The sequence below is a fragment of the Vibrio sp. 2134-1 genome (assembly GCF_033339495.1).
Genome location: NZ_JAWOUS010000004.1, coordinates 1 through 24,862 on the forward strand (window position 1 = coordinate 1; position 24,862 = coordinate 24,862).

Annotated in this window: 19 protein-coding genes and 4 pseudogenes; 5 read left to right on the plus strand and 18 right to left on the minus strand. The window is 43.9% G+C overall.

The genetic code is table 11. From position 1 onward, the window contains the following. Window positions 1-314: 314 nt before the first annotated feature. The 3 genes and pseudogenes from R7R78_RS06590 to R7R78_RS06600 form a co-directional block, all read right to left on the minus strand. Window positions 315-1,343, minus strand: coding sequence for a methionine synthase (locus R7R78_RS06590; RefSeq protein ID WP_213868110.1), 1,029 nt, complete (start codon window positions 1,341-1,343; stop codon window positions 315-317). Between the two features lie 30 nt (window positions 1,344-1,373). Next, the gene (locus R7R78_RS06595) at window positions 1,374-2,348 is read right to left on the minus strand and encodes a DUF1852 domain-containing protein (RefSeq protein ID WP_025767248.1); all 975 of its coding nucleotides are present in this window, start codon (window positions 2,346-2,348) and stop codon (window positions 1,374-1,376) included. Window positions 2,349-2,578: 230 nt separating this feature from the next. Further along, a pseudogene (locus R7R78_RS06600) lies at window positions 2,579-3,478 on the minus strand (LysR family transcriptional regulator). A 112-nt stretch (window positions 3,479-3,590) separates the two neighbouring features. On the opposite strand from R7R78_RS06600, the gene eamB reads away from it, so the two are divergent. Then, window positions 3,591-4,175, plus strand: coding sequence for a cysteine/O-acetylserine transporter (gene eamB, locus R7R78_RS06605; RefSeq protein WP_225473322.1), 585 nt, complete (start codon window positions 3,591-3,593; stop codon window positions 4,173-4,175). Between the two features lie 222 nt (window positions 4,176-4,397). Here eamB and R7R78_RS06610 read toward each other — a convergent pair. Beyond that, window positions 4,398-4,712, minus strand: a pseudogene (locus tag R7R78_RS06610) (thiamine biosynthesis protein ThiJ); the annotation flags it as partial. On the opposite strand from R7R78_RS06610, the pseudogene R7R78_RS06615 reads away from it, so the two are divergent. After that, window positions 4,707-4,826 (plus strand): annotated as a pseudogene (locus tag R7R78_RS06615) (plasmid-related protein); the annotation flags it as partial. The pseudogenes R7R78_RS06610 and R7R78_RS06615 overlap by 6 nt on opposite strands. Window positions 4,827-4,878: 52 nt before the next feature. Here the strand turns inward: R7R78_RS06615 and R7R78_RS06620 are convergent. Then, a complete protein-coding gene (locus R7R78_RS06620) occupies window positions 4,879-5,637 on the minus strand; it encodes a leucine-rich repeat domain-containing protein (protein ID WP_225473324.1) in 759 nt (252 codons plus the stop codon). Window positions 5,638-6,042: 405 nt separating this feature from the next. Between R7R78_RS06620 and R7R78_RS29990 the strand changes: the two are divergent. Beyond that, window positions 6,043-6,177: pseudogene (locus tag R7R78_RS29990) on the plus strand (chromosome partitioning protein ParB); the annotation flags it as partial. A 180-nt stretch (window positions 6,178-6,357) separates the two neighbouring features. Beyond that, the gene (locus tag R7R78_RS06625) at window positions 6,358-7,365 is read left to right on the plus strand and encodes a DUF1176 domain-containing protein (protein WP_225473326.1); all 1,008 of its coding nucleotides are present in this window, start codon (window positions 6,358-6,360) and stop codon (window positions 7,363-7,365) included. A gap of 499 nt (window positions 7,366-7,864) precedes the next feature. Here the strand turns inward: R7R78_RS06625 and R7R78_RS06630 are convergent, their stop codons facing one another. The 3 genes from R7R78_RS06630 to R7R78_RS06640 form a co-directional block, all read right to left on the minus strand. Further along, window positions 7,865-11,248 (minus strand): leucine-rich repeat domain-containing protein, encoded by a 3,384-nt coding sequence (locus R7R78_RS06630; RefSeq protein ID WP_225473328.1) that lies wholly within the window; start codon window positions 11,246-11,248, stop codon window positions 7,865-7,867. A 740-nt stretch (window positions 11,249-11,988) separates the two neighbouring features. After that, window positions 11,989-13,059, minus strand: a complete 1,071-nt coding sequence (locus R7R78_RS06635; protein WP_225473329.1) for a DUF1176 domain-containing protein — start codon at window positions 13,057-13,059, stop codon at window positions 11,989-11,991. Window positions 13,060-13,302: 243 nt separating this feature from the next. Continuing rightward, window positions 13,303-14,451, minus strand: coding sequence for a tetratricopeptide repeat protein (locus tag R7R78_RS06640; protein ID WP_225473331.1), 1,149 nt, complete (start codon window positions 14,449-14,451; stop codon window positions 13,303-13,305). Between the two features lie 738 nt (window positions 14,452-15,189). Here R7R78_RS06640 and R7R78_RS06645 point away from each other — a divergent pair. After that, on the plus strand, window positions 15,190-15,804 hold the full coding sequence (locus R7R78_RS06645) for a PolC-type DNA polymerase III (RefSeq protein ID WP_225473334.1): 615 nt from the start codon (window positions 15,190-15,192) through the stop codon (window positions 15,802-15,804). 104 nt (window positions 15,805-15,908) lie between these two features. Here the strand turns inward: R7R78_RS06645 and R7R78_RS06650 are convergent, their stop codons facing one another. The 10 genes from R7R78_RS06650 to R7R78_RS06695 all read right to left on the minus strand — a co-directional run bounded on the left by R7R78_RS06650 (window position 15,909) and on the right by R7R78_RS06695 (window position 24,830). Next, window positions 15,909-16,451, minus strand: coding sequence for a hypothetical protein (locus R7R78_RS06650; protein ID WP_225473336.1), 543 nt, complete (start codon window positions 16,449-16,451; stop codon window positions 15,909-15,911). Between the two features lie 129 nt (window positions 16,452-16,580). Beyond that, on the minus strand, window positions 16,581-17,273 hold the full coding sequence (locus R7R78_RS06655; RefSeq protein ID WP_225473394.1) for an ABC transporter ATP-binding protein: 693 nt from the start codon (window positions 17,271-17,273) through the stop codon (window positions 16,581-16,583). 22 nt (window positions 17,274-17,295) lie between these two features. Beyond that, a complete protein-coding gene (locus tag R7R78_RS06660) occupies window positions 17,296-18,579 on the minus strand; it encodes an ABC transporter permease (protein ID WP_225473343.1) in 1,284 nt (427 codons plus the stop codon). Between the two features lie 2 nt (window positions 18,580-18,581). Beyond that, window positions 18,582-19,796, minus strand: a complete 1,215-nt coding sequence (locus tag R7R78_RS06665; protein ID WP_225473344.1) for an ABC transporter permease — start codon at window positions 19,794-19,796, stop codon at window positions 18,582-18,584. After that, window positions 19,793-21,064 carry a TolC family protein gene (locus R7R78_RS06670; protein WP_225473345.1) on the minus strand — a complete coding sequence of 424 codons (1,272 nt, stop codon included), beginning with the start codon at window positions 21,062-21,064 and terminating at the stop codon, window positions 19,793-19,795. The genes R7R78_RS06665 and R7R78_RS06670 overlap by 4 nt, the downstream gene beginning before the upstream one ends. Beyond that, on the minus strand, window positions 21,057-22,190 hold the full coding sequence (locus R7R78_RS06675; RefSeq protein WP_225473346.1) for an efflux RND transporter periplasmic adaptor subunit: 1,134 nt from the start codon (window positions 22,188-22,190) through the stop codon (window positions 21,057-21,059). Before R7R78_RS06675 ends, R7R78_RS06670 begins: the two co-directional genes overlap by 8 nt. A gap of 217 nt (window positions 22,191-22,407) precedes the next feature. Next, window positions 22,408-22,968: a GNAT family N-acetyltransferase gene (locus R7R78_RS06680; RefSeq protein WP_225473347.1), complete on the minus strand. Its 561-nt coding sequence runs from the start codon at window positions 22,966-22,968 to the stop codon at window positions 22,408-22,410. A gap of 3 nt (window positions 22,969-22,971) precedes the next feature. After that, on the minus strand, window positions 22,972-23,397 hold the full coding sequence (locus tag R7R78_RS06685) for a GNAT family N-acetyltransferase (RefSeq protein WP_053349639.1): 426 nt from the start codon (window positions 23,395-23,397) through the stop codon (window positions 22,972-22,974). A 19-nt stretch (window positions 23,398-23,416) separates the two neighbouring features. Next, on the minus strand, window positions 23,417-24,172 hold the full coding sequence (locus tag R7R78_RS06690; RefSeq protein ID WP_054866271.1) for a class I SAM-dependent methyltransferase: 756 nt from the start codon (window positions 24,170-24,172) through the stop codon (window positions 23,417-23,419). 25 nt (window positions 24,173-24,197) lie between these two features. Beyond that, on the minus strand, window positions 24,198-24,830 hold the full coding sequence (locus R7R78_RS06695) for a class I SAM-dependent DNA methyltransferase (protein ID WP_225473348.1): 633 nt from the start codon (window positions 24,828-24,830) through the stop codon (window positions 24,198-24,200). Window positions 24,831-24,862: the final 32 nt, after the last annotated feature.

The following is a 24,862-nucleotide window of genomic DNA, read 5'->3' on the forward strand; positions in this document are numbered from 1 at the left end:
CATTAAAACCCGAATATACGCATGCATCTAATCTATTCTCGCTAAACAAGTTGTAATAACTCGGGAGTCCATATACTGGAATGACCCTACCTTAGAGCTGCTCTAATACCTGGGGGATGGCGAGCAATGTATCTTCCAGCATCCGTCATCCTGAACAACGAGGGACGGGGTGATTCAGGAGCTACCCACCGAGAGCTTTAAAGTGCGAAAGTTATCGTCATTTCCTAGCGAGCTGTAATCAGATTCCTAGTCTCGTTTCAACTCGCTAGATTGACCCTAATTTTAGTTCATGGTGCGGAGCCTAAGTATTAATATCAACCCACCAACTCTTTACGAATGATCTCCGCACCCGCACTTAACGCATTGAGCTTAGCGGTCGATACTTCACGAGACAAAGGTGCCATACCGCAGTTGGTACATGGGTAAAGCTTGTCGGCATCAACGTACTTCAACGCCTCTCGCAATGTGTTCGCTACTTCTTCTGGCGTTTCAATTTCGTTAGTAGCGACATCAATCGCACCAACCATCACCTTCTTACCGCGAATCAACTCAAGCAACTCAATAGGCACTCGCGAGTTATGACACTCAAGCGAGATAATATCGATATTTGACTGCTGCAATTTAGGGAATACTTCTTCGTATTGTCTCCATTCAGTGCCTAGCGTTTGCTTCCAATCCGTGTTCGCTTTGATGCCGTAGCCATAGCAGATGTGCACTGCAGTTTCACATTTCAGCCCTTCAATCGCACGCTCTAAACACGCAATGCCCCATTCGTTCACATCATCGAAAAACACATTGAACGCAGGTTCATCGAATTGAATAATGTCGACACCCGCCGCTTCAAGCTCTTTCGCTTCTTGGTTGAGGATCTTTGCAAATTCCCAAGCCAGCTTTTCACGGCTACCGTAATGATCATCATAAAGTGTGTCGATCATCGTCATAGGGCCTGGCAGCGCCCACTTGATAGGTTGCTTAGTTTGCTGACGCAAGAACTTGGCATCTTCAACAAACACGGACTTTGTGCGGCTTACTGGGCCAACCACAGTCGGAACACTTGCTTCATAACGGTTGCGAATAGTCACCGTTTTGCGGTTTTCAAAATCTACGCCGCTTAAATGCTCAATAAAGGTCGTCACAAAATGTTGCCGAGTTTGCTCTCCATCACTGACGATATCAACGCCTGCCAATTCTTGCTCTTGCAAAGCGACGCGTAGCGCATCGCGTTTGCCATCAATCAGTTCTTCACCTTGCAGTTTCCACGGTGACCAAAGTTTTTCTGGTTCGGCCAGCCAAGAAGGTTTCGGTAAGCTGCCAGCCGTTGAAGTCGGTAATAGTGTTTTCATCGTCATTCCTTTCTAGATTCTCGTTATCGATTACGCGTAGCTTGCAGACCATTGTTCAAGCACAGATTGATAGGGTTTGATGAAATGCTCCTCGGCAAATTTCCCTTGTTCAACTGCCAGTTGGCTGCGCTCTTCTCGGTCGTAAACGATTTGAGTTAGCGAGTGGTCTAGGTTTTTTAGGTTTGGCTGGTAGCAATTACCGGCAACCGCGTTGGCATTGTAAATCTCAGGTCGGTAAATCTTCTGGAATGTCTCCATCGTGCTTATCGTGCTGATAAGCTCTAGGTTTGAATAATCGTTCAACAAGTCACCGAAGAAGTAGAATGCCAATGGTGCAACACTGTTTGGCGGCATAAAGTAGCGCACCTGTAAGCCCATCTTTTTGAAGTACTGCTCCGTCAACGAAGATTCGTTCGGCTGATATTCAAAGCCCAAAACAGGATGTTGGTTTTCGGTGCGTCGATATACCTTGTTGTCCGATACACTCAGACAAATCACTGGCAGCTTTTTGAAATGCTGTTTGTAAGACTCAGAATTAACGAAAGCTTTGAACAGTTTGCCATGCAAATCACCGAAGTTCGCTGGGATGCTGAACTGTGGCTGGTTTTTGTTGTGGTCCAACAGCAAAACGCTAAAGTCGTAATCACGCACGTATGAAGAGAAGTTGTTGCCCACAATGCCTTCGATACGCTCGTTAGTGTTGTGGTCAACAATGTTAGTTTTGAGCACTTCAATCGATGGGAAGGCTTCTCCACTACCTTGGATATCCATATCAACGGAGATGATTTCAAGTTCAACGGAGTAGCGGTCACCTTGCGCGTTATCCCAATATGCCAACGCATTAAAACGATTGTCGATCATTCGGAGCGCATTGCGCAGATTCTCTCGGCGGTAGTTTCCGCGAGCCAGATTAGCAAAGTTGGTAGTGATTCGCGTATTGTCTGATGGTTGGTAATTCTCATCAAAGCGAATGCTTTTGATAGCAAATGTGAAATCGTTATTCATCGTGAGTTGGTATCCTATTTCCTTAGATAAAGCAGACTTTTCCTAACTCTGTGCATGGGGACATTTTTTGTTTTTTGGTTTTCCCAATCGTTAGGTTGCACAGCACTTACGACGAACGGTTCGTACAAAAATGACCGTCGCAGTGCCTAACACCAGAGCAGTCCTTTTTTTATACTTGCTTCACGAGTTGAGTAATATTGGTATTGTTTCACATTGAACATGAAGGAATTTCATGATTTGAGGAAAAAGCCTGTCTCGTGCGTGTTACACATGCAGTCGATAAAGACTTCCATTGCAGGCGTAACACACTTTCCGGCATTGCAGCCACACTGCGGTTTGATCATTTGCGGTGCGTTGGTAAACTCAAGCTCTTGCTGGCTGCCCTCTTGTAGTTCTTTTTCAACAGTGAAGCGAGGCAGATAAGAGATACCGATATTACTCTCTACACAGTTTTTGATGGTGTTAATACTGCTCAGCTCAATCCTGTTATCGATGCTGATGTTTCGCTCTTGGATGATGCTCTCAAAAGTCTGACGGAAAAGGCACTTAGGACCATTGCTGATGAATCCCAAATCAATGTGTTGCTCCCCTTTCTGTAGATCCAACCCTGTTAAAAGCGGCGAAGCAACAAGGACCAACGGCTCTTGTTCAAACTCATGCACCTTGAGTGCATCATCATTACCGACACGATAAAACACACCCAAATCGGCTTTATCAGCAATCAATTCATCACGAATCTTATAGCAGTTTTGTGATTGCAGTGAGAGCCTTACTTTCGGCGCTCGTATTCTGAATTCCTTCAAAACATTGGCCATTTTATAAGCGAGCTGAGTTTCTGCGATTAAAACCTTCAACTCCCCTGTCGGCTCAGAACTCTCTTGCTGCGCCGTGCCTTCAATGTTTTCCATCACTCGTGCGAGCTCATAAACGTAAGGAAGGATCTTTTCTCCTGCCTGAGTCAGCACCATTTTTCGGCCAATCTTTTCGAACAACTGCAATGAGAGATCTTGTTCTAACTGCCTGATCTTAAAGGTCACTGTCGACTGAGTGCAATAAAGCTTTTGCGACGCTTTAAGAAACGAGCCTTCCTAAACAATGGTTTTAAACGTAAGGAAACGCTTTAGATTCATGACTAAACTCCTGACGTGATAGTTCAAAAAATTAAAACTCTTAGTTTAAATATATTCAATTTCTTAATTGATTAACGCGAAGTATAGTGCACAAAAAACAGGAGAGATAGAGATGAGTGCCATCTACACCGCATTTTTCACCTACGTCATCATTACTTCGCTCACGCCGGGTCCCAACAACATTTTGTCGCTTAGTGTTGCAACCCAGCACGGGCTAAAGCGTTCTACTAAAGTCATTTCTGGGATGTTCTGCGGCTATATTGTTTTGATGCTGTTGTGTGGCGTTTTCACTTACCACATGGTCAGCCTGCTTCCTGTGATTACACCTTGGCTCACATGGGTGGGTGCGGCTTACATCATTTGGTTAGCTTGGGGAATTGCGACAAGTGATATCAAAGCCGCATCAAAAGATTCTGAGGGCATCACTTTCTTAACGGGCTTTGGTTTGCAGTTCGTAAACGTGAAAATCATTCTGTACGGCGTAACATCCATCTCGACATTCGTGTTGCCTTATACACAAAACATCTACTGGATCTTGGCCACCAGTCTAGTGTTCGCATTTATCGCATTGGTGAGCAACTTAATCTGGGCAATAGCAGGCAAACTTCTTCAATCGCAATTCCAGAAATATGGTAAAGCGATCAATATGACTTTAGCGGCGACGCTACTTTACTGCGCGGTACAGTTGTTTGTTTGAGGCTGAGGTTGAGGAGATGAGACGCAGCGATTTCCGCGTCTCGAATTTGTAGGTGGAGAAGTGGTTGGCTTTGAGTGTGCTAACTCAAAGTTGGACAGAAGCTTGTTGAACTTTCTGCTCTATTTTGGCTGGCGGTGATTAGGAGAAGTATGGATAGATCCATAAATATAGTTTTTTAAGATATCAAAAATCCGCCAAGATGCGCGGTCACTTGACAGTCATTCAATTTATGAGCGCTAAAACACTGAGCAGACGAAATGTTGCTGAAATGAGATTTCCAAATAAGTCGAACTGCCCTGTGGGAGTTAACTGCTCTTGTATGCTTTACGTTTGTTTGAATCACAAAGCCTTTCTGCTACCCAAACGACTAAGTAAATAACTGAAAGGCGTCTCCGACGGTAGCTATATTACCTTCAAAACAAAAGGAAGATCTTAAACATCTCCTCCCGTGCTCTACTGAATAGCTTTTGCATGTGGATCTGTCGTTAATTTTTTACCTTTCAGCAAGCCAAGCTCGTGTAAAAAAGAACCTGCACATTTATGTACTTTCGCCTTTTCGAGACTCATACAAACAAACCGTCAAAAGAACTACTGCCTTTTATTCGGCAGTACTCGTTTTGTGTGCCTCAATATATATGGTTTCAAGGATAACTTATCAATAGTTGCTATTTACCAGCTCAAGACGACAGCATCCAAAATAGCTTTAATTCCGCTTAGTTACTACACCAAGATCAAACGCCCATGGGCTAATAGTGCGCACCGAACCAGGAATGATCACACTAGTGATCTCGTTATCAGTAAATGCCCTCCTCCCAATGGTAAGTACTGAGTCAGGTAGAGTTACTCTGGTGAGCTCATTATGGCTAAGTGCCAGCTCCCGAATGGTAGTCAACGTGTTTGGAAGGGTTACGTTAGTGAGCTTATTTTCATAAAGTGCCCCCTTCCCAAGAGTAGTCACGGAGTCAGGAACAACGATATCTCTTCTTGCTCCACCGTAGGAAACAACGACCCTTTTGTTCTCAGTTCCATCATCATTCCGAGCAAAAATAAAGCCATCTGATGGTATATTGTTTAATGTGGATAACGCGTTACCATTGAACCCTCCAGCACCGATGGTGGATAACGAATCTGGGAGAGTTACGCTAGTGAGCTTGTTATCACTAAACGCCCCTTTGCCAATGGCTACCACGGAACCTGGAATGGTCAGGTTGGTGAGCTCATTGTCCTTAAATGCCTCATCTTCAATTGTGGTAACCGAATCCGGTATGGTTACATTAGTGAGTTGGTGACCAACAAACGCGCCTTCACCAATAATGGTCACCGAGCTTGAAATTATGACATCGGTCTCTCTACCGGTATACTCTACAAGTATTGATTTGTTCTGCGAGCCATCTAATTTTTTAGCGTAGACTAACCCTTCCGTTGCATGCTCACAGCCTGTTAGAAGGGCTAGACTAAGCAAGATGCCAAAGATTTAGCCAGTTAGCCTATTGAGTTTTATTCTTGATAATGACATTGCTACTCTCGGGTTTATAATTAGACCGTTATCGGTCTTTCTATGCAAACGCATAAAATGTTCACAGAAATTTAGCTCTACTCAGAGATAAAAGGATGATAACAATACTTTTAATGGATTATCACTCCCAAAAAGATGCTTAGATAGTTTCTCTAACAAAAGAGGCACTTTGACAAGCCAAACAAGCATATAAAACGCTTAAATCGTGTTGAATTTCATTCTATCGGATAAACTTTTGCAGGGTATTTGATCTAATGAGTATAGGGGCAACAGTTTCCTGTAATAAAGAAAACTGTTGCCTATTTGATCATCCATATTCAAGATGAATATTCATAAGAAGACTAGAGATGGGCAATTTCTGCGGCTATCAAAGTCGAGCTAAAAGTCGCGGAAGCGAACAAAGGCTCAGACCAAGCGGAAGTTACGCTCCTAACCCAATTCAATATTATCGGGATGTTTGCACGCAAGCGCCTGAAGGGGCGTAACAGCTGGTAAAACTAATGTATTTCAAGCGATGAGATTGGTTTTAGATTAATCATTATCTACTCCAGTCTGGCTGGAGTAGTTCATGTCAAAAATCGCCTTCGAATAAGTCAAATTAACTTAAATTCAACGCATAGAATCCATCAGACATTCACAGATATATTATCTCAAAGGAATAAGAAAGTGCGCTATATTCGTCTAATTATAATCGCATTGAGTATAGCGATTTTTTCTGTCCAAGCTTTTGACGGAGCTAGGTTTGATCACAAAGATTGGTATTTGGCTTGTGACAATACTGGCACTTGCCGAGCTGCGGGGTACGCGCCAGCTGGTCTTGGCTATGGTATGGCAATGATGTTTAGACGTGAAGCTGGACCTGCAACCCAGATCACGGCAAAGCTTTTTCTGCAGCTACATGATGAGCAGGCGTTGCCAGCAAGTGTGACTTTGTTGATTGACAACCAAGACCTCGGCCCAATCTACACGGATAAAACGAGTCAGCTGAGCGCCATGCAAGTACAGGCATTATTGGCGGTGGTTACTACTAACGCGGTAATTGAAGTAGGCGCTGGCAAGCAGCGCTGGCGCATTTCGAACAATGGCGCCAGCGCTGTGTTTCGCAAAATGGATGAGTATCAAGGGCGTAGCAACACACCATTTGCTGTGGTTGCCAAAGGTAAACAATCTGAGAACGAAGTACCACCCGCTAAAGTACCACCAAGTTTGACTGTGCAAGCACCGCTATCAAACGCTGTTACCCTTGAAATCGGTTCGTCAGCTTATAATGAGGTGTTACAGTTGCTGACCACTAATGTGCCAGCATCTGAGTTGGATTTCGAACTCCAGAGCGCATCACTTGAAACTGCAGAGCTGGGCCAGGGTAAACGCTTTATTGGTGCTTGTTGGCTTATGGCTTACAACGCGCTTTGCCACCATTGGTTAGCGGATAAAAATGACCCCAATCAGTTGGTTGCATTGAAGAGTGATGGTTTTTATATCGATGGTATGGCGCGCCAAGACCGCAAGGTACGAGGATACGGCGATTGCTGGGAAAGTCAGGCATGGGTGTTTGATGGGCAATCTATGGTACCCACTTTGATATCCAGCACGGGTCCATGCAGGGGTATTGCCGGCGGTATTGACCCTATGCCGACCTACATCACTGATGTAACTTTTCCTTCTAAGCAATAATTTTGTAAATGAGGTGAGTTTAAATGTCGCTCTTGGTAGCGGATTGCTAAGTTGTTCGCATCAATAAGTGGTGGAGTATAAAAAAGGATTACTTTCAGTAGGGCAGGTACATGCGGCCTCTGTTTTATAGGGTATAAGATTCTAAGCGATTTAGGGCATTTTCAAGCTAGAAAACACCATGTGTTAAAATTCAGATCGTGATATTTCTGTACAAAAACGTGTTTAGGAAAATTGAATATAAGCAACTATCAAATAACTACAGATGCGGCAACATGAGTTTGGAAGTGCTAGTGCGATGAGCGAAATCGCAATAGTAAAAAGGCTTTGTTTAGATACAGATTATTAAATACCATTACTTTAAATACCTAGACAAGGATGTTGCACGTCGACCTCGGTCGTCATAAGAGAGCCTTCAAAAACAATATCTGATGAAAACACCATTCTCCAAAAACTTTGTGTACTGCCACATATTAAAATTGCAACAGCACACAAAATAGTGTTAATACCAGTGAATATCTACACCTTCATCAAACGCTATCAAACCATTGTGGGTCGCCAAAGATGGAATAGTCACACTGGTGAGTTCATTGCCAGCAAACGCTTCACTTTGAATATCGAACACTGATTCTGGGATAGTTACGCTGGCAAGTCGGTTATTCCGGAACGCTTTATAACCAATGAAGGACACTGAACTTGGTATAGTCACCTTAGTGATCTTATTATCAGCAAACGCCTCCGGTGCAATGGTATTTACCGAATCTGATATAGTTACGCTAGTGAGATTATTGTTACTAAATACCCCATAGCTAATAGTGGAAACCGATTCTGGGATGGCCACACTGATAAGTTCATTGCCAGCAAACGCCTCACGCCCAATGGTGGTAACCGAATCTGGGATGACCACACTGGTTAGTTCGCTGCTAGCAAGCGCCCTACGCTCAATGATGGTCACCGTATCAGGAATAACAACTTCTTTTCTTGCCCCACCATAGGAAATAACAACCTTCTTATTCTCGGTGCCATCCTCATTACGAGCAAAAATAAAGCCATCTGATGGTGCATTATTAACTGTGGATAGTGCATTGCGATTAAATGCACCTAAGCCAATAGTAGTCAACGAATTTGAGAGGGTCACGTTGACAAGCTGGTTGTCAGAAAACGCAGCCTCTCCGATAGTTCTTACTGAATCTGGAATGGTCAAATTGGTGAGTTTATTATTACTAAACGCCTTATCCTCAATAGAGGTCACAGAATCTGGGATAGTTACGCTGGTCAGTCGGTTGTTCCGAAACGCCTCATTCTCAATGGTAGTCACTGAATAAGGTATAGTCACATTGGTGAGCTTGTTGTAAGCAAACGCCTTTTCACCAATGGTCGTCACCGAATCAGGCATAGTCACACTGGTGAGCTCATTATCAGAAAACGCGCCACGCTCAATAGTGTTTACCGAATCTGGAATAACAATTCCTTTTCTTGAACCACCATAGGATACGACAACCTTCTTGTTCTCTGTGCCATCATCATTACGAGCAAAAATAAATCCATCTGATGCCGCATTGTTAACTGCAGATATTACATTACCATTAAACGCTCCATTACCAATAATGGTCACAGAATCCGGGATAGTCACGCTGATGAGCTGGTTGTTAGAAAATGCAGCCCCCTCAATAGTGTTCACGGAATCTGGGATAGTCAAACTGGTGAGTTTATTATCACTAAACACCTTCCAACCAATAATGGTCACCGAATCTGGAATGATCAAATTGGTTAAATTATTGTAACTAAATGCTTCCCACCCAAGAATATTCACGGAATCTGGGATAGTCACACTGGTGAGTTCATTGCCAGAAAAGGCCCGATGTCCAATGGTGGTTATCGAATCTGGAATGGTCACGTTGGTGAGCCTGTTGTGAGCAAACGCATCATCCTCAACGGTAGTTAAAGAACTAGGTATAGTCACACTGGTGAGCTCGTTATCAGCAAACGCCCCCTGGCCAACGGTAGTCAGCGAATCAGGGATAGTCACGTTAGCAAGCTTGTTAGCAGAAAACGCCTTCACACCAATGGTGGTCACCGAATTTGGAATGGTCACACTAGTAAGCTCATTATCAGCAAATGCCCTCTCACCAATGGTGGTTACCGAATTTGGAATGGTCACACTAGTAAGCTCATTATCAGCAAATGCCCTCTCACCAATGGTGGTTACCGAATTTGGAATGGTCACACTAGTAAGCTCATTATCAGCAAATGCCCTCTCACCAATGGTGGTCATCGAATCTGAAATGGTTACACTAATGAGCTTGTTGTCAGCAAACGCCCCTTCACCAATGGTGGTCACCGAATCTGGAATGGCCACACTGATGAGCTTGTTACCAGCAAACGCCCCTTCACCAATGGTGGTCACCGAATCTGGAATGGTCACACTGATGAGCTTGTTACCAGCAAACGCCCCTTCACCAATGGTGGTCACTGAATCTGGAATGGTCACACTGATGAGCTTGTTACCAGCAAACGCCCCTTCACCAATGGTAGTCACCGAATCTGGAATAGTCACACTAGTGAGCGCGTTATCAGCAAACGCCTCCTCACCAATGGTGGTCACCGAGTCTGGAATGGTCACGCTGGTAAGTTTGTTGTGAGCAAACGCATTATCCCCAACAGTAATCACAGAACCTGGGAGCGTTACACTAGTGAGCTCATTGTAAATAAACGCATAGTCTCCAATAGTAGTTATCGAATCTGGAAGGGTTATGCTAGTGAGATTATTATGACCAAACGCGCTCTTATCAACGGCAGTCACCGAATCTGGAAAAGTCACACTGGTAAGATTGTTGCCCTCAAACATACCGAAACCAATGGTAGTCACCGAATCAGGAATAACAATCTCCTTTCTCCCTCCGCCAAAGGAAACAACAACCTTCTTGTTATCAGTACCATCATCATTACGAGCAAAGATTATGCCATCTGATGGCGCATTGTTGAATGTGGATATTGCATTACCATTAAACGCATTAGAACCAATGGTGGTCACCGAATCTGGGATAATCACGCTGGTGAGATTGTTGTCAGAAAACGCTGAACCCTCAATAGTCGTCACAGAGTCTGGGATGGTCACACTGGTAAGCGTATTGCCAGTAAATGCCCCCCAACCAATAGTGGTTACCGAATCAGAGAGACTCACGTGGGTGAGGTTGTTGTCAGCAAACGCAACTTTTCCTATGGTGGTCACTGAATTAGGTATAGTCAGGCTGGTGAGTTTGTTTCGAATAAACGCCTCATCCTCAATGGTGGTCACAGATTCTGGTATAGTCACGTTGTGGATCTCATTATCGGCAAACACACTCTCGCCAATAACGGTCACCGAATCTGGAAGGATCAGGCTAGTAAGCTCGTTGCGTTCAAACGCACTATCCCCAATAGTGGTCACAGAATTTGAAAGGGTCAGGCTAGAGAGCTTGTTTCCATAAAATGCTTCCTTACCAATGGTTGTTACCGAGTCTGGAATGATCAAGCTAGTTAGTTCGTTGTGTTGAAACGCCCAATCACCAATGGTAGTCAACGAATTTGAAAGGGTCAGACTAGAGAGCTTGTTTCCATTAAATGCATCCCTACCAATGGTGGTCACGGAATTTGGAATAGTCACATTGGTCAAATTGTTGTAACTAAACGCACTCGCACCAATAGTAGTCACTGAATCAGGGATAGTCACGCTGGTGAGCTTGCTACGTCTAAACGCATCACGCCGAATAGTAGTTACCGAATCTGGGATGATGACATCTGTTTCGCTACCATTATAGTCAATAATTACTGACTTGCTTTTTGTGCCATACACCAACCCTTCTGTTGCTTTTTCACAGCCAGTAAGAAAGGTTAAACAGAGCAAACTGCCCAGGGGCGGGCAGATTACCCTCGTGAATCTTGTTATTGATAATGACATACCTGTTCTCAGATTTATATTTAGACCGTCATCAGATTTTCTGTGCGAATGCATAAAACATTCACATACGGTCAGTTTTATCTTGGGTTAAGAGGATGATAGCAATACTTATTGCGACTTATCATTCCCAACAAGTTGTTTAAACAATTTCACTACTAAAAGAAGCGGTTTGACAAGCAAAACAACTATATAAAAGGCTTAAATCTTGTTAAGTTTCATTCTATCGCAGTATTTTCGTAGTATAAAACACACGCTTTTAGACTTTTTAGATTATTTAATCTAACGAATTTGGGGTAGAGCCCTCTTAAAACCATCACATCCACAAAGTACCACGAGCAAAATTAAGCTTGAGGGGCGAGCCGGCATAAAAGTTGAAATAGGAGTAAAGAACCTCATCAAAAGAGCTTTTGGTATAGTTCCTGATTTCGCAAACTTTACACCGAATTGATTATATATTGGATGTATTTTTTATCTGACTATAGCTACGCCTTATCGAAGCTAGGAACGCACAAGAAGAGTTTTATGTAATTTATACTTCACAAACAATTTCTCGTAGGTATTTGTGATAGGGTCTACCGTTTTTTAGTACCAGAATTGTTACGAGTCAGACAGCAATTATTGCTTTTAAACTCAGAACCTTAAAAGGCCCTGAGCAGAAGTGCTAGAACAGTAACTTAAAAACATAGCTATTTATTCAAATCTTGTGTAGTAACCACTTCGCTTACCCAAATAGGCATGAAGTCAATGCCTCCAGCGGCAATACCACGGCACAAACCTGTATTACCATAACTCGCACGAACCATTTGTTTGCCATCAAACAACCAGCTTTCAAAGCTCCAGCAATCCCCCAATCCTCGGCCTTTATGAGCGGAGGAAACAATGCCGTCAGAATAGTCATTACCAGAGATGTTAAGACGTTTAGGCACAGCAGCATCGCCTTCTCCCAACAACCAATAACTTGAACCATAGTTATAAGCCGCCATCCAACAGGACGCCTCAATCAATGATTGGCCATTATTAAGCTTTGCAATAGCAATTGACGGTGTTTCTTCAAACAACCTATGGCACTCGGAGCTGTCTCCCTTAGACTCATAGCTAGCACGAAGCTGTGGTAACAATTTGGCATATTGGGCAGATTCTGGCTCAAGTGATTTCATCATTGCATCGCCGCCAACATTCACAAGTGTTGGGATAGCCACAGCAAGATTCACCCTAGACTCAGCGCCCTGACCTTTTGCGACAATAGCAAACGGAGTATTCTGGCGCCCCTGATATTCATCCATCTTACGAAACACGGCACTGGCACCGCTACCAGACAGTACCCATTTAGTTTTACCATCACCAATTTCAATAAGTGCATCTTTAGTCACTACTGCAAGAATGGCCTGAACCTGCATGGATGTCATGGCGTCATGCTGTATCGGGCCCAACTCTAGGCCATCGATATAAAGATTTATCTGCTCAGGCCAATGGTCAAAATCAGATTCATCACCTAAATACACTTTGCCCGTTACTGGCGCTGCAGGCCCCGCTTTACGAGTAAACATCACAGCAACAGGATTAAGACTGCCAATTTCTGAATAGCCAGCCGCCCGGCAGGTCCCTGTATTATCACAAGCTAGATACCAATCTTTGTGTTGAAAACTCTCTCCCTCAAAAGCGCTGACAGAAAAAGCTACCAAACCCAATGTATATATTGTACTTCTAATACAGAGCATTAGCATATTCCTCCAGTTCAGTTTTAATGAATATATCATTGTGCCTCCTTTGCTACTTGCTACTTCTATTTGCCAGTATTAAAAATTCCGTATTCTTATTAACATAAATTTTATATTTATTTATTAGAGCGAACCAGAAAACAAATTTAGTCATTTACTCAAATTCATCAATAGCTAAAGGAATGGCTCCATATCTTTTAGGACTTAACTTTCTTCTCTTTATTGACAAACAATAATAAAAACTCATAATAAATTATTAAGCAATCTTATTTTAATAATTATTCACCTATATATAGTACCTTTTTCTCCCATTTTATAACCTAGAGTAAAGCCCAAACTTTTAACAGGTTTTACTTTATAATTCTGAGCCGAACGTAGTGCTTTATCTATATCTTTTTTCGTTAGTTTATCAGAAATTTCTTTGAACTGTTTTTCTGCGTCTGGATGTTTGTTTTTTTTTGCCCAGTAAGACCATTTAAACGCTTCAATTAAATTCATCATCCCATTTTCATTATCACGATATAATTGCGCAAAGCCAAATTGAGAATATGGGTCATTGTATTTAACCCCCAATGAATACCACTCTATTGCTTTATCTATATTCTTATCGCAACCCAGGCCGTATTGGTACATATACCCAATTTTCCCCATCGCAACGCTTGAACCTTCTTTTACTGCGCTATAATATTTTTGAATAGCCTCTTTATAATTTACAACGTTGTACTTAGTTGATGAATAAATGTCACCAAGTAAAACTAATGCGTAGTGATCCTTCTTTTTGGCAGCAGTCTTAAGCCACTTAAGAGCCTCGTTGAGATCGTAATGGTCATCATCGAGATAAGTGTGTCCAAGAAGAAGCATTGCATCCGTGTCATTCTGATCTGCTGCCTTGTGTAGCCAATGCATCATCATTTTAGGGTTAGAGTACTCTTTTTCCATGGTATAAATCGCCGCAAGAGTTTTTTGCGCTTCTAAATCTCCAGATTCTGCTGCAATCGTGTGCCATCTCAACATTTCTGCTGAATCTCGACGAAAGTGTCCGTTTCCTTCATAGATTACGCCTAAAATAGCAGCGCAATCTACTTCTCCGTCAGCATATGCTTCCGTCAACCATTTGCTAGCTAACCGCCAATCCTTTTTAAATTTTTCACCACTAAAATACAGGTAGCCAAGTTCTTTCTTTGCCTCCGAGCTTCCCTTCAACGCTGCCTTCGTTAACCAATTTACTACTAGCTTTTTGTTATACTTAACACGCCTTCCATGATAGTAACGTCTCGCTAAGATAATTTGAGCCACACTAGACCCCTTTATCGCTAAGTATTTAAGAATATCAATCGGCAACGCAACAACAAGTAATTTATAAATAATATTGAATGTTATTTTTAGCCTAAACATGACTCTTTGTAATAAATTAACATCACGTTTTTTCATTGTTATCTAAATTTCTCCAAGGTTAAATCCTCCGAACTTCATATCAAACTTAATAGTTATTAGTAATATTGAACTTCAACATTTACCTATATCTCTTTCAACTTGTTAAGTACAGGTAAGCATCTGTAGATGATAACCCAAAATTGACCGTGTTTGTGTTGGTTTCACTATGCAAGATAACTTTTTGTCAGGCAAAATCACGTCAGCAACATATAATTGAGTAAAAACACTCTGTAGAAAAGAAACACTATTGAGCTAGAAAGTATAACGGGTAGAAATACAATCGTGTTTGGTGTTCCACCGGCACATCTATGAATATCTATTTGTAACTTTTTCAAATTTAGTAAGTCATGATATTGCAACGTTATTTGTGGACACCAGCGTAATGGTTAAGATTGCACCAGTTAAAAGATATGATCAAAGTGGGTAAGTGCCGTTTCATTAAAAAGCACAGAATAATCATTGCTGACCAGATATCAGGATAACTCGCCACCCAAAAAGGTAACTTTGAACAGACAAACACCCACAGTGAGAGTTTGAATCGCTTTAGGTTACATTTTATGAGGGCAAACGAACGCACCAGATTTTGTAGGGTGTTTTATCTAGTGGGCAATCTAAAACTCAATGTCTAACTGAGCTTCCGTAAGTTTCTCTCACTACTAAAGCTTCTCCCCCTCCTTCCCTTTTCCCACACTTTCAACGATACTCTTGCGCCCTATTGTTCAGTTGGAAAACTTCATGCCTCAAGCTAACTCCGTTGTCGTACTCGACTTTGAAACCTCAGGTCTGTCTCCGAATATGGGGGATCGCGCGATTGAAATCGGTGCGGTTAAGATCGTCGATGGTGAGGTGGCCGATAGTTTTCAGCAACTTATGAATCCTGGCTTTCGTGTTAGCTCATTTATTGAGGGCTACACAGGCATTACCAATAACATGCTGCGCACAGCGCCGAGCTGCGATGAAGTGATGGCATCGTTCAGTGAATTTATTGCGGGTGAGAACCTTATCGCGCACAACGCGTCTTTTGATAAGCGCTTTCTGGATACGGAACTGGAGCGAATCGACTGCGGCTACTCTGGTGAGTTCGCGTGTTCTTTATTGGTAGCAAGACGCCTTATTCAAGATGCGCCGTCACACAAGCTGGGTGAGTTGGTTCGTTATAAGAACATCGAAAACGACGGTGTATTCCACCGCGCGTTAGCCGATGCACAGGTAACAGCAAAACTGTGGCTGCTGATGGTAGAAGAGCTTGAGCAATCGGGCATCGCAGCGCCAAGCTTTAAGTTTATGCAGACGGTAAGTAAAACAGCGAAAGGAAAAGTGGAGCAGTTGCTCTCTAAAAATCGGTTTTAACCACACGAGATATAGACAAAAGTCGATTGCTTTTGATAGGAATCGGATTATTAAATATAGAAAGCGATTGCTCACATTAACATCGCTTTTTATGTATTTAATAACTACTGTTTAGTGTTATTTAATCTCAAAATTTTTTTTGTCAGCTTTATTTGACCTGGAAGGTAAATCATTTGTAATAAACTTGGAACTGAAAATATCAAAACAGCTTTCAATAGATTCCAAATAACATCGTAATCACCAGGAGTAAATTTAAGGGCTGACATTAAAAAAGCCAGAACAATAAATGCATAACAAAACTTTTGAACAAACTCATCAGGATACCAAGAGTACGTTATTTTCGTTTTATTTTTATCTTGTTCTAGTTTACATCGAAGCTCGCCGCCAATCTCTCGCCCTGCAACAATTGAGCTGGAGTTTATAAACTCACGATCATTGAATAGCCGGTCTTGATGTGCTTCAGAACTTCGAGAAGTTTTTCTTTTTACTATTAAGATATTTTTCTTTTTCTTAGTCAAGTAAGCACCTTCACTAGGGTTACTCTCATTCAAATAAAAATAATCAGTATTGTTTAACCGAGAAAGGATCTCTTCTATTGGTTCATCGCTATATTTTTCACTTCTATAAAGTGCGTGATTGATATGCATTACAATATTACAGCCTTGTTTAAAATTGAGATGTAAATTCTAAACAAGGATGACTAAAACACCACTTCCAAAGTAACCATTTTCATAGGTAAATTATCTTTATTTTAGTAAAGTTCCAAACTGTAGATATCACTCCGGCACCCAATCCGAAATCACCTTACCATCTTTGATCGTGATGATGCGTTTGGTGCGTTCTGCGAGGGCGTTATCGTGCGTCACGATGATCAATGTTCTGCCTTCAGCGTGAAGTTGATTGAACAAGGCTTCAATCTCTGCGCCGGATTTTGAATCCAATGCACCCGTTGGTTCATCCGCTAAGATGATTTGAGGGTCGTTGACCAAGGCTCTTGCAATCGCAACTCTCTGCTTTTGACCACCAGAAAGCTGGTTTGGTTTATGGTCTAAACGATCCCCTAGCCCGACTTGCTCTAGCAATTTAGCTGCGCGCTGGCGACGTTCTTTGGCTTTGATACCAGAGTAAACCAACGGCAGTGCCACGTTATCAAGCGCCGTCGCGTATTCCAATAAGTTAAAGCTTTGGAAGACAAATCCGATCTTTTGGTTACGAATGCCAGCCAGCTCATTCGCACTTAAACTTGCGACGTTTTGGCCGCCAAGTTGGTACTTGCCATCGGTGGGCTTATCTAAACAGCCGAGCATGTTCATCAACGTTGATTTGCCTGAACCGGACGGGCCAAGAATCGAAAGAAACTCGCCTTGATTAATGGTTAAGTCAACGCCGTCTAGCGCGCGAACTTCCGCCTCCCCGCTTGAGTAGTATTTACAGATGTTGGTCAGCTCAACAAGCGGCTTGTTCGACATGTTCTTTCCAGAGTTATTGTTGTTATTCACTTTGTAGCGCCTCCAACGGGCTGACTTTTGCGGCTCGGTTTGCAGGTAACCATGCAGATGCCACACCAATGATCACTAAGGTGAGGATGACAATCGCGACAACGACCCACGACAACTCAGGGACAGGTTTACCCAGTTGTTCATAAAAAGCATTGCCCTCTAAAGGAATGGAACTGATGGCAGACACCAGCGCGTACGTCACGGCTAACCCAAACGCCCCCCCCATCATCATTGTCAATAAAGACTGTACTAAATAGTGCATGCGAATAGCCGTTGGGGTTGCACCGACTGCCATGCGCACACCGATATCACGCGTAGATCGCTTTACGGTGGCATACATCACATTGGCGATGCCAACACCAGCAACAGCTAACGTCACGAAGCCGATAATGCCAAGGAAACTCTGCAAACCTATCAGAAACTGCTGCATACTCTTTTGCTTAAGGAACATATCATCGACTTGGACGACCTGTTCATCACTGACACTTGCCCCGTGTTTACGGGCAATCACTTGCCTGATCGTCTTTGCTAAGGCTTCTCGGTCTACATCGGCTTGTGGTTGCACATTGATGCCACCAATTTCACCGTTGACATGAAATCGCTTCCACGTCGCTAACGGCACAAAGCTGGAATAGTTGATAAGATCCCCCTGTTCTATTTGGGCGCTGTTTTTCTCCAATACGCCCACAACGGTGAACTCCTCATTGCCGATTTTTACCTTTTTCCCCACAGGGTTGACTTGCAATGTGACTGTCGCAAACCAACTAAAGTCCTCATTCGGGTTGAATAAGTCGGCTGCCAGTTCATAACCCAGTACAACGACTTTGCGCGTCTCTTTTTGATCGAGTGGGTTTAACCATCGCCCCCCCGCCATCGGCACCAAATTGGTCATGGATTGAAACTCGCTCGTGACCGCTAACGGCTCTTGCCACGAGCTTCTGTCACCAACGGTGATGCGCTCTTTCCACTTCGCCGTTGGCGCAACGCTTTTTACATCGGGTAACGCTCGAACGACCTCTGAATCGTCCATTTTTAGTGTCAGAAACTTACCTTGGTGAAAAGCACCGTGGTCGACGGTGGCCATCCCTCCGGTCAAATAAATCAAGTTGCCGTTACCATTTTGTGCGGTTTTCAATACGCCCTGACGAATACCCTCACCTACCGCCAACATAGCAGCGATACAAAGGGTCGCCCACGCTACTGCTAGAATGGTCAAACCCAGTCTCAGCTTTTCTGCGGCCATTTCTTGGAAAATTTGTCTCATCGGTAACAACATGACTAAGCCCTCGCACTCAAAGCAATGACTGGCGTGAGACGCGATGCTCGCCTTGCTGGGAAATACGACGCCATCAAGGCCAAGATAAGCGTCACAAGTAAAGACCAAGCAATGGAATCTGGCGTGATCACAGGTAAACCAATCCATTCCGGTAATGCCATGCTGCTTAAGACAGATACCACGGCATACGAAAACATCAGACCTAATGCCGTGCCCACGGCTACCAAAATAAGCCCTTCAAGAATAAACTGACTGAGTATGGATTTTTGAGTCGCCCCGATCGCCAAACGCACACCGATTTCACGCGTGCGCTCCGTGACAGATAAAAACATGATGTTGGCAACGCCAAGCGCACCGACCGCCATGGTCATCGCGCCGCTCGCTCCAAGAAAAATCTGAATGCCACGCAAAATTCCACTGATGACCGCCGCACCTTCACTAAAATCGGGTAATTCGACCGCATCTTTATCACTTGGGTCAAAATGAAGCTGCTTGGCGAAAAAGTTCACGATATTTTGTCGAAATGACGATGCATCCATCCCTTCTCTCGGCTTCATCAATACCATCCAAGGTTTCGCATCCCACAAATCGCGGTACGTTGTTTGAGGAATGAAGGCCGTGCGGCTATCGCCGAATGAAATGCCAGTGTCCTCACCAACGGTTATCCCAATCACCAAAAACGGAATGCCGTTGACTTTGAGCCTATCCCCGATTTGGATTCCGCCCATTTGCGCAATTTGATCGCCTAACACCGCCACGCGAGTGTGGTTATCCATATCACTTGGTGACAGGTTTCTCGAACCGGATTGCAGCTTGCGTTGCATTAAAGGAAAGTAAGACGTATCAATACCGCTGACCGTACTCGATAAGTTCTGTCCTTTGAGATTGGTGATATTCGCATCCCATTTGGCGTAAACGCTTGACGCCTGTTGCACGAAGCCTGACTGTTTGATCATGTCGACTTTTTCTTGTGGAATATCAATTTGTCGTCTTGAAGCTAACCCTTGCCACGGTTTACTGGTACTCGACGGAAACACCACTTGCACATTGTTGATCATAAATGAAAACGACTGGGTCTGATGGCGATAAAAGCCTTCGCCAAGTGCGATTAACACCACCACAGAGATCACGCCCCAAGCAATCGCGATAATGGCCAGCACGCTCTTCATGCGGTGCGCCATCAACGTTTGCCAAGTTTGTTGCAATAGACTGCTCATGAATGAAAAGCTCGAGAGATCAACGCCATGGTATCGTCATCGAGTTTCCCTGCGGTTTGCAGTAAGCCGATTCTCTTACGCCAGTAGCTGTACAAGTTGGTTTGCAGACTGTTTTTCGCCTCAAACAAGCTGTTGTGTGCACTGATAACTTCCGACACTTCAAGCAGGCCAGCGTCGTAAAGTTTCTCTTTGCTTTGCAACACTCTGGCGCGCGACTCAACCAGCTCGTTCGCTATCAAAACTTGATTCCAGTTGATATCGACCTGCGTAAACTGCTGAATAACTCGTTTCTGAATATCAATTTCCACTCTACGCATATCTTGCTTGGCGCTTAAAATGTTCAACGATGCTTCGTCCACTTTCGCTCGCACTGCACCATTGAGGTCAATCGGCAAACTCAAACTAATCCCAGCGTTAAACTCGCCGTTTGAACGATTGTCACCATCGCTGTAGCCCACACTGCCTTTGACGGTCGGGTAGTATCCACCTTTAGCTGAATCTTTCGCGAACTCGCTCGCTTTCACCATCTGCGCCGCCACCAACAGCTCTGGACTGCTGTCTTTCGCCAGCTTTAGCCATTGCTCCTGAGAGTCCACCAGCATCGGCGGCTGAGTTAAAGAATCCGTTCGAATTTGGTCGACACTCTCCGGCATTTGATTGATTAACGCCGCAAGCTCTGCTTTTTTCACTTCGAGATCGGCTTTTGCATTGAGGATACTTGCTTGCTCAGAGACTTGATTCGCTCGCATCTCTTCGACATCAACCGACTTCACTTTGCCTGCTCGATAGCGTTTCTCGATGATGTTGAGAAGTTCCTTCCCCTCCTCCAGCTTGGACTGCGCCAATTTGAGGTCGCCCTGTGCGCTTGCCACATCTAGGTAAGCGGTGAGCAACTTCTGCGCAAGCTCGTTATGCGATTGAGATAGCTCTAACTGTGCTTTGAGATAATTGGCATTCGCTTGATCCAGTTCCGACCACAAACTGCTATCCCAAATAGTTTGAGTTAAGGTAGCGCCGTAACTGTTGGAATGGCTTGAGGACTCATTCCAATCCGCTGACGCACTGGCACTTAAGCCCGGCAATAACGCACTGCGGTTACTCTGTACGCCAACCTCGCCAAGCTGGACGCCGATTTTCGCTTTTTCGTAATTTGGATCGTTCTGCTTTGCTTGTTGCCAAGCTTGTTCAATAGAAATTGCGTAGGTCGGCAAACTGAGCGTGGCAGCCAACAATGCAAAGGCGATTGTTGATCGTTGCAGCTTAACCATGCGCCGCTCCCATCATGCTGTTGTCGATAACCTCTTCATCAAGCTCCACGCCGTCAAGCACTTCGACATTGATGCCATCTGACAGACCAAGTTTCACCGGTTGTTTATTAAACCCTTGTTCTGAGCTGTCGGGGATCAGAACATTCGGTACGTCACCATCAAATTGCAGAGCGCGCTCCGGTAGAGTGAGCACGTTTTCAGACCTCTTCAGAATGATTTGAGCCGTCGATGAAAAACCAGAACGAAGCAACACATCTTGTGGGATCTTGAGTTCTCCCACTTCAACCTCAAAACCGTTATCAAAACTTTTTGCCGAAGCATTGCCCTCTGGTGAGTTGAGGTTCTCAGATTGAATCGCCACTTTGGTTAGCACACCAGAAATCGCCACATCAGGATAAGGCGCAACCGTCAACATAACGGGCATTCCCGGAGACAACTGCGCAGCATCATGCTCACTGACGCTACCTTTAAAAATCAGACTGTTCATGTCGGCCAATGACATCATTTCAGTCGCGGCTTGGCTTGATTGAGTCGAGATGATCGGCTCTCCGACCTCTACTTTCTGGTTGAGTACTGTGCCATCAATTGGCGCGTAGATCGTCGACGTTAAACGCGCATCGCCGATCGACGCCTCACCACTGCGGATGAGTTCGAGATTCTGGCGCTTTTGCAATACGTCCGCTTGCGCAGATTTGACTGCCGAGCGCGCACTTACGTATTCGTCGTAGTTACTTGGAATAATGTCCTGCTTGACCAAGCTTTCTAAGTTGGACAGTTTTTGTTTGGCGGATTCCAGATCGGCTTCGCTACGCATGAGTTCTGCCGATGCATCCGTTAATGCTTGGGGAGTTGGGTTTGGACGCACTTTGATCAGCGGTTGGCCTTGCTTCACCTTTTCACCAACTTTCGCGTAAATTTCACCGACGATACCGTCGATTTGTGACTTGATAGACACAGAGTGTGCAGGGACAATTTTACCAACAGCCACCGCTTGTTTTTCAATCGTGCCTTTTTCCACAATCAATGTAGGCAGCAATTCTGGTTGAGCAGCAGATTGGAGATAGAAATACGTACCACCGCCGAGCAGCGCGAAGCTCACAGCGGAGACAAACCAACGTTTCGTCATTATTTATTCCAACAATTATTGGGTAGTCTAATGACTACTCCTAAAACACAAAGTTGAAGGAATAATATCCTGCTTTAATAGCGGTTTGGTTGTCACAGTTGGTATGGCTTTGTCAGTCGGCTCTGACAATCAAAAACTAAAGAATCATTCAGCAAAGACGTTGTCTACGATGGCGACTAACAAGCTCTGTAACCGCTCGTTTCAACCGCCCCCCTTTTCATTCTGAACAATGTGCAAAATGGCGCTGTTCTGTATCCTTCAATCGCATATCCATACAGTCTTGCGCCTCACGTCCTAAAGCAGGAAAAACCGCATGCGCTTTTAAAATGCCTTGGCTGATAAAGCCACATTTCTCCAACACACGAATACTCGCGTGGTTGCCAATATGCGGGGTAGTGCGAATGCGCTTTATACCCAAGCTTTGCAGGTAAACAACGCCAAGTTTGCAGGCTTGGGTTGCATAGCCTTTTCCCTGATAGCGAGCAGAAATACCAAAATGGATTTCACTGCTGTCTTGCTCAGGTATCAGCACCAGACAACCAATAGGAGTTTGAGAAGTGAGTTCTTCAATAGCGAAGACTAATAGGTTGGGAGACTTTTGATCATATTGAGCGCGCCATCTTTCGATCGCTTCAAGGGTTTGATTAACATTTTGGTGGGCTTGGCGATTGAGGAAGCGGCATGCTTGCTCATCGCCTAAATAGTTTTCAAACAGGGGAGCAGCGTCTGTTGTTTTGAGGTATCTGATTGCCACTTGTTGAGATTCAACTCTCATCATGATTTAGCTCTGATAAACATTCGGTTTCCAGATTTGCATGAAGTTTTCTACTGGAGCAATAGGAGTGAACCCAAACTGTTCGTACAACCCATGAGCATCGCGGGTTGCAAGCATCATACGGCGTAAGCCTTGTAGTTCTGGATGAGCAACAATTTCTGATATCAACAACTTACTGATGCCTTTACCACGGTGTACCTCCACAACAAACACATCGGCAAGGTACGCAAACGTGGTACGATCGGTAATTAACCGAGCAAAAGCAACGAGTTGATTTTCATCATCCAAAACCGCGAAACAGAACGAATGGCGCAATGACTTCTCAAAGCGTTCTCTTGGAATACCCTTTCCCCAATAACTGTTTGAAATGAACTGGTAGATAACGTCTAAATCCATGTCATCTAACGACATAGTAATTCGAAATCCTTGCATTGTATCCCTCAACATTGATTTATATTTTCTCAGCCACACAGACAAGCGAGTTGGCATTCGCCTCAAATACTTGCGCTGACCAAGATTGGTACTTCTCTATGATTCTGAATCCCGCTTGTTCAAGGAAACCCTCTATGTCTTCTAGCGGACGATATTTTAAATCAATGCTGGAATGCTCAATCGTTCCACTTTCAAAATGGCGCTCTTTGTTCAAATACATGATGGACGTTTGCAAGTCATACTCGGCCTTCATACCGAAATAATTCACTTCACCATAAGTTGGAGAAACATAGGTTTGCCACAGCGCCATCTCATGATCCAATTCTAGATTTTCTGGCGTTGGTAACCGCGTATCGAAAACAAATCGCCCACCTTTTTCGAGGTGTCTTGATATTGAGCTCAGTGCACCTGCTAGCATCTCGTCACTTAAAAAGGCTTGGAATGCATTCCCTGTCATTATGGCTAGGTCAAACTTCTTACCTAACGAAAACTGGGTTGCGTCGAGATGAAGAAAACGCAAGTTACTCCTGCTTTTGGCTTTGTCCTTTGCGTGTTTGAGCATCCCTTCAGAAATATCAATGCCAATGGCTTCGTTGAGTTGCTCAGAGACTGGAATCGTGACAATACCGGAACCACAACAAACATCCAATACACTTCGAGCATTGGTTTCTTCGATTAACCTTGTGATGAAAGCAATGTCGTGATGGTAATGCTGGTCGTATTGAGCATCGTATTCAATGCCAGACCCGAATTCGGTTAAATCTTGTGTTTTCAAAAACAATCCTTGTTTGTTACTTATTTCAGCGGTGTGACTTTTTCTGCTCTAGCATCAAGTATCGACACACATAACCAACACCAGATACGTAACCAATCACATTTTCTAGGGAAACCACTTCCAACCCAGCTTGCTGACAGAGTTGCTCAACTTCACTTTCGGTATATGCCTTATGCACGACCGATCCACTATAAGTATTTCGAGGCAAATCTTGTCCATCCGGATCGTGGTATTGAAAGCTGATAAAACATCGTCCATTCGCAGTTAGCTTATGCGAAATGCACTCCAGAAGTTGTTGAGGCTCTGCTAGAAACTCAGTAAAACCAAGTGCGGTGATAAGGTCGAAGGTTTGTTCAAACAAAAGGGAAAATGGCTCATCGAGATTATGAACCGCGACGCTTTGATAGAGGTTAGTTTGGCGCGCTTTATCAACCATTTTGGACGAGATGTCTAAGCCATGGATGGCGAGTTCTGGATAGTGACTTTTTACGACATGGCCGATACTGCCAGTCGCACAGGCTAGGTCGAGAACCGAGCCTTGCTCGATGGGAAAGGTTTTTAACTTCTCAGAAATCCAACGTGGACCGACGTAGTGACTGTCATCCACCAACTTTTGATAACGATCCGACACATCATCATACATTTTTGCTACGTTCATCGTTTCCTCCTTGATAACCAGAACGATGCTCG

What these genes read in the sequence shown, in the direction of transcription:
- R7R78_RS06590 (WP_213868110.1), bottom strand. Translation starts at nt 1,343, where the DNA reads ATGAAAACACTATTACCGACTTCAACGGCTGGCAGCTTACCGAAACCT.
- R7R78_RS06595 (WP_025767248.1), bottom strand. Translation starts at nt 2,348, where the DNA reads ATGAATAACGATTTCACATTTGCTATCAAAAGCATTCGCTTTGATGAG.
- eamB (WP_225473322.1), top strand. Translation starts at nt 3,591, where the DNA reads ATGAGTGCCATCTACACCGCATTTTTCACCTACGTCATCATTACTTCG.
- R7R78_RS06635 (WP_225473329.1), bottom strand. Translation starts at nt 13,059, where the DNA reads ATGATATATTCATTAAAACTGAACTGGAGGAATATGCTAATGCTCTGT.
- R7R78_RS06640 (WP_225473331.1), bottom strand. Translation starts at nt 14,451, where the DNA reads ATGAAAAAACGTGATGTTAATTTATTACAAAGAGTCATGTTTAGGCTA.
- R7R78_RS06645 (WP_225473334.1), top strand. Translation starts at nt 15,190, where the DNA reads ATGCCTCAAGCTAACTCCGTTGTCGTACTCGACTTTGAAACCTCAGGT.
- R7R78_RS06650 (WP_225473336.1), bottom strand. Translation starts at nt 16,451, where the DNA reads ATGCATATCAATCACGCACTTTATAGAAGTGAAAAATATAGCGATGAA.
- R7R78_RS06655 (WP_225473394.1), bottom strand. Translation starts at nt 17,273, where the DNA reads ATGTCGAACAAGCCGCTTGTTGAGCTGACCAACATCTGTAAATACTAC.
- R7R78_RS06660 (WP_225473343.1), bottom strand. Translation starts at nt 18,579, where the DNA reads ATGTTGTTACCGATGAGACAAATTTTCCAAGAAATGGCCGCAGAAAAG.
- R7R78_RS06665 (WP_225473344.1), bottom strand. Translation starts at nt 19,796, where the DNA reads ATGAGCAGTCTATTGCAACAAACTTGGCAAACGTTGATGGCGCACCGC.
- R7R78_RS06670 (WP_225473345.1), bottom strand. Translation starts at nt 21,064, where the DNA reads ATGGTTAAGCTGCAACGATCAACAATCGCCTTTGCATTGTTGGCTGCC.
- R7R78_RS06675 (WP_225473346.1), bottom strand. Translation starts at nt 22,190, where the DNA reads ATGACGAAACGTTGGTTTGTCTCCGCTGTGAGCTTCGCGCTGCTCGGC.
- R7R78_RS06680 (WP_225473347.1), bottom strand. Translation starts at nt 22,968, where the DNA reads ATGATGAGAGTTGAATCTCAACAAGTGGCAATCAGATACCTCAAAACA.
- R7R78_RS06685 (WP_053349639.1), bottom strand. Translation starts at nt 23,397, where the DNA reads ATGCAAGGATTTCGAATTACTATGTCGTTAGATGACATGGATTTAGAC.
- R7R78_RS06695 (WP_225473348.1), bottom strand. Translation starts at nt 24,830, where the DNA reads ATGAACGTAGCAAAAATGTATGATGATGTGTCGGATCGTTATCAAAAG.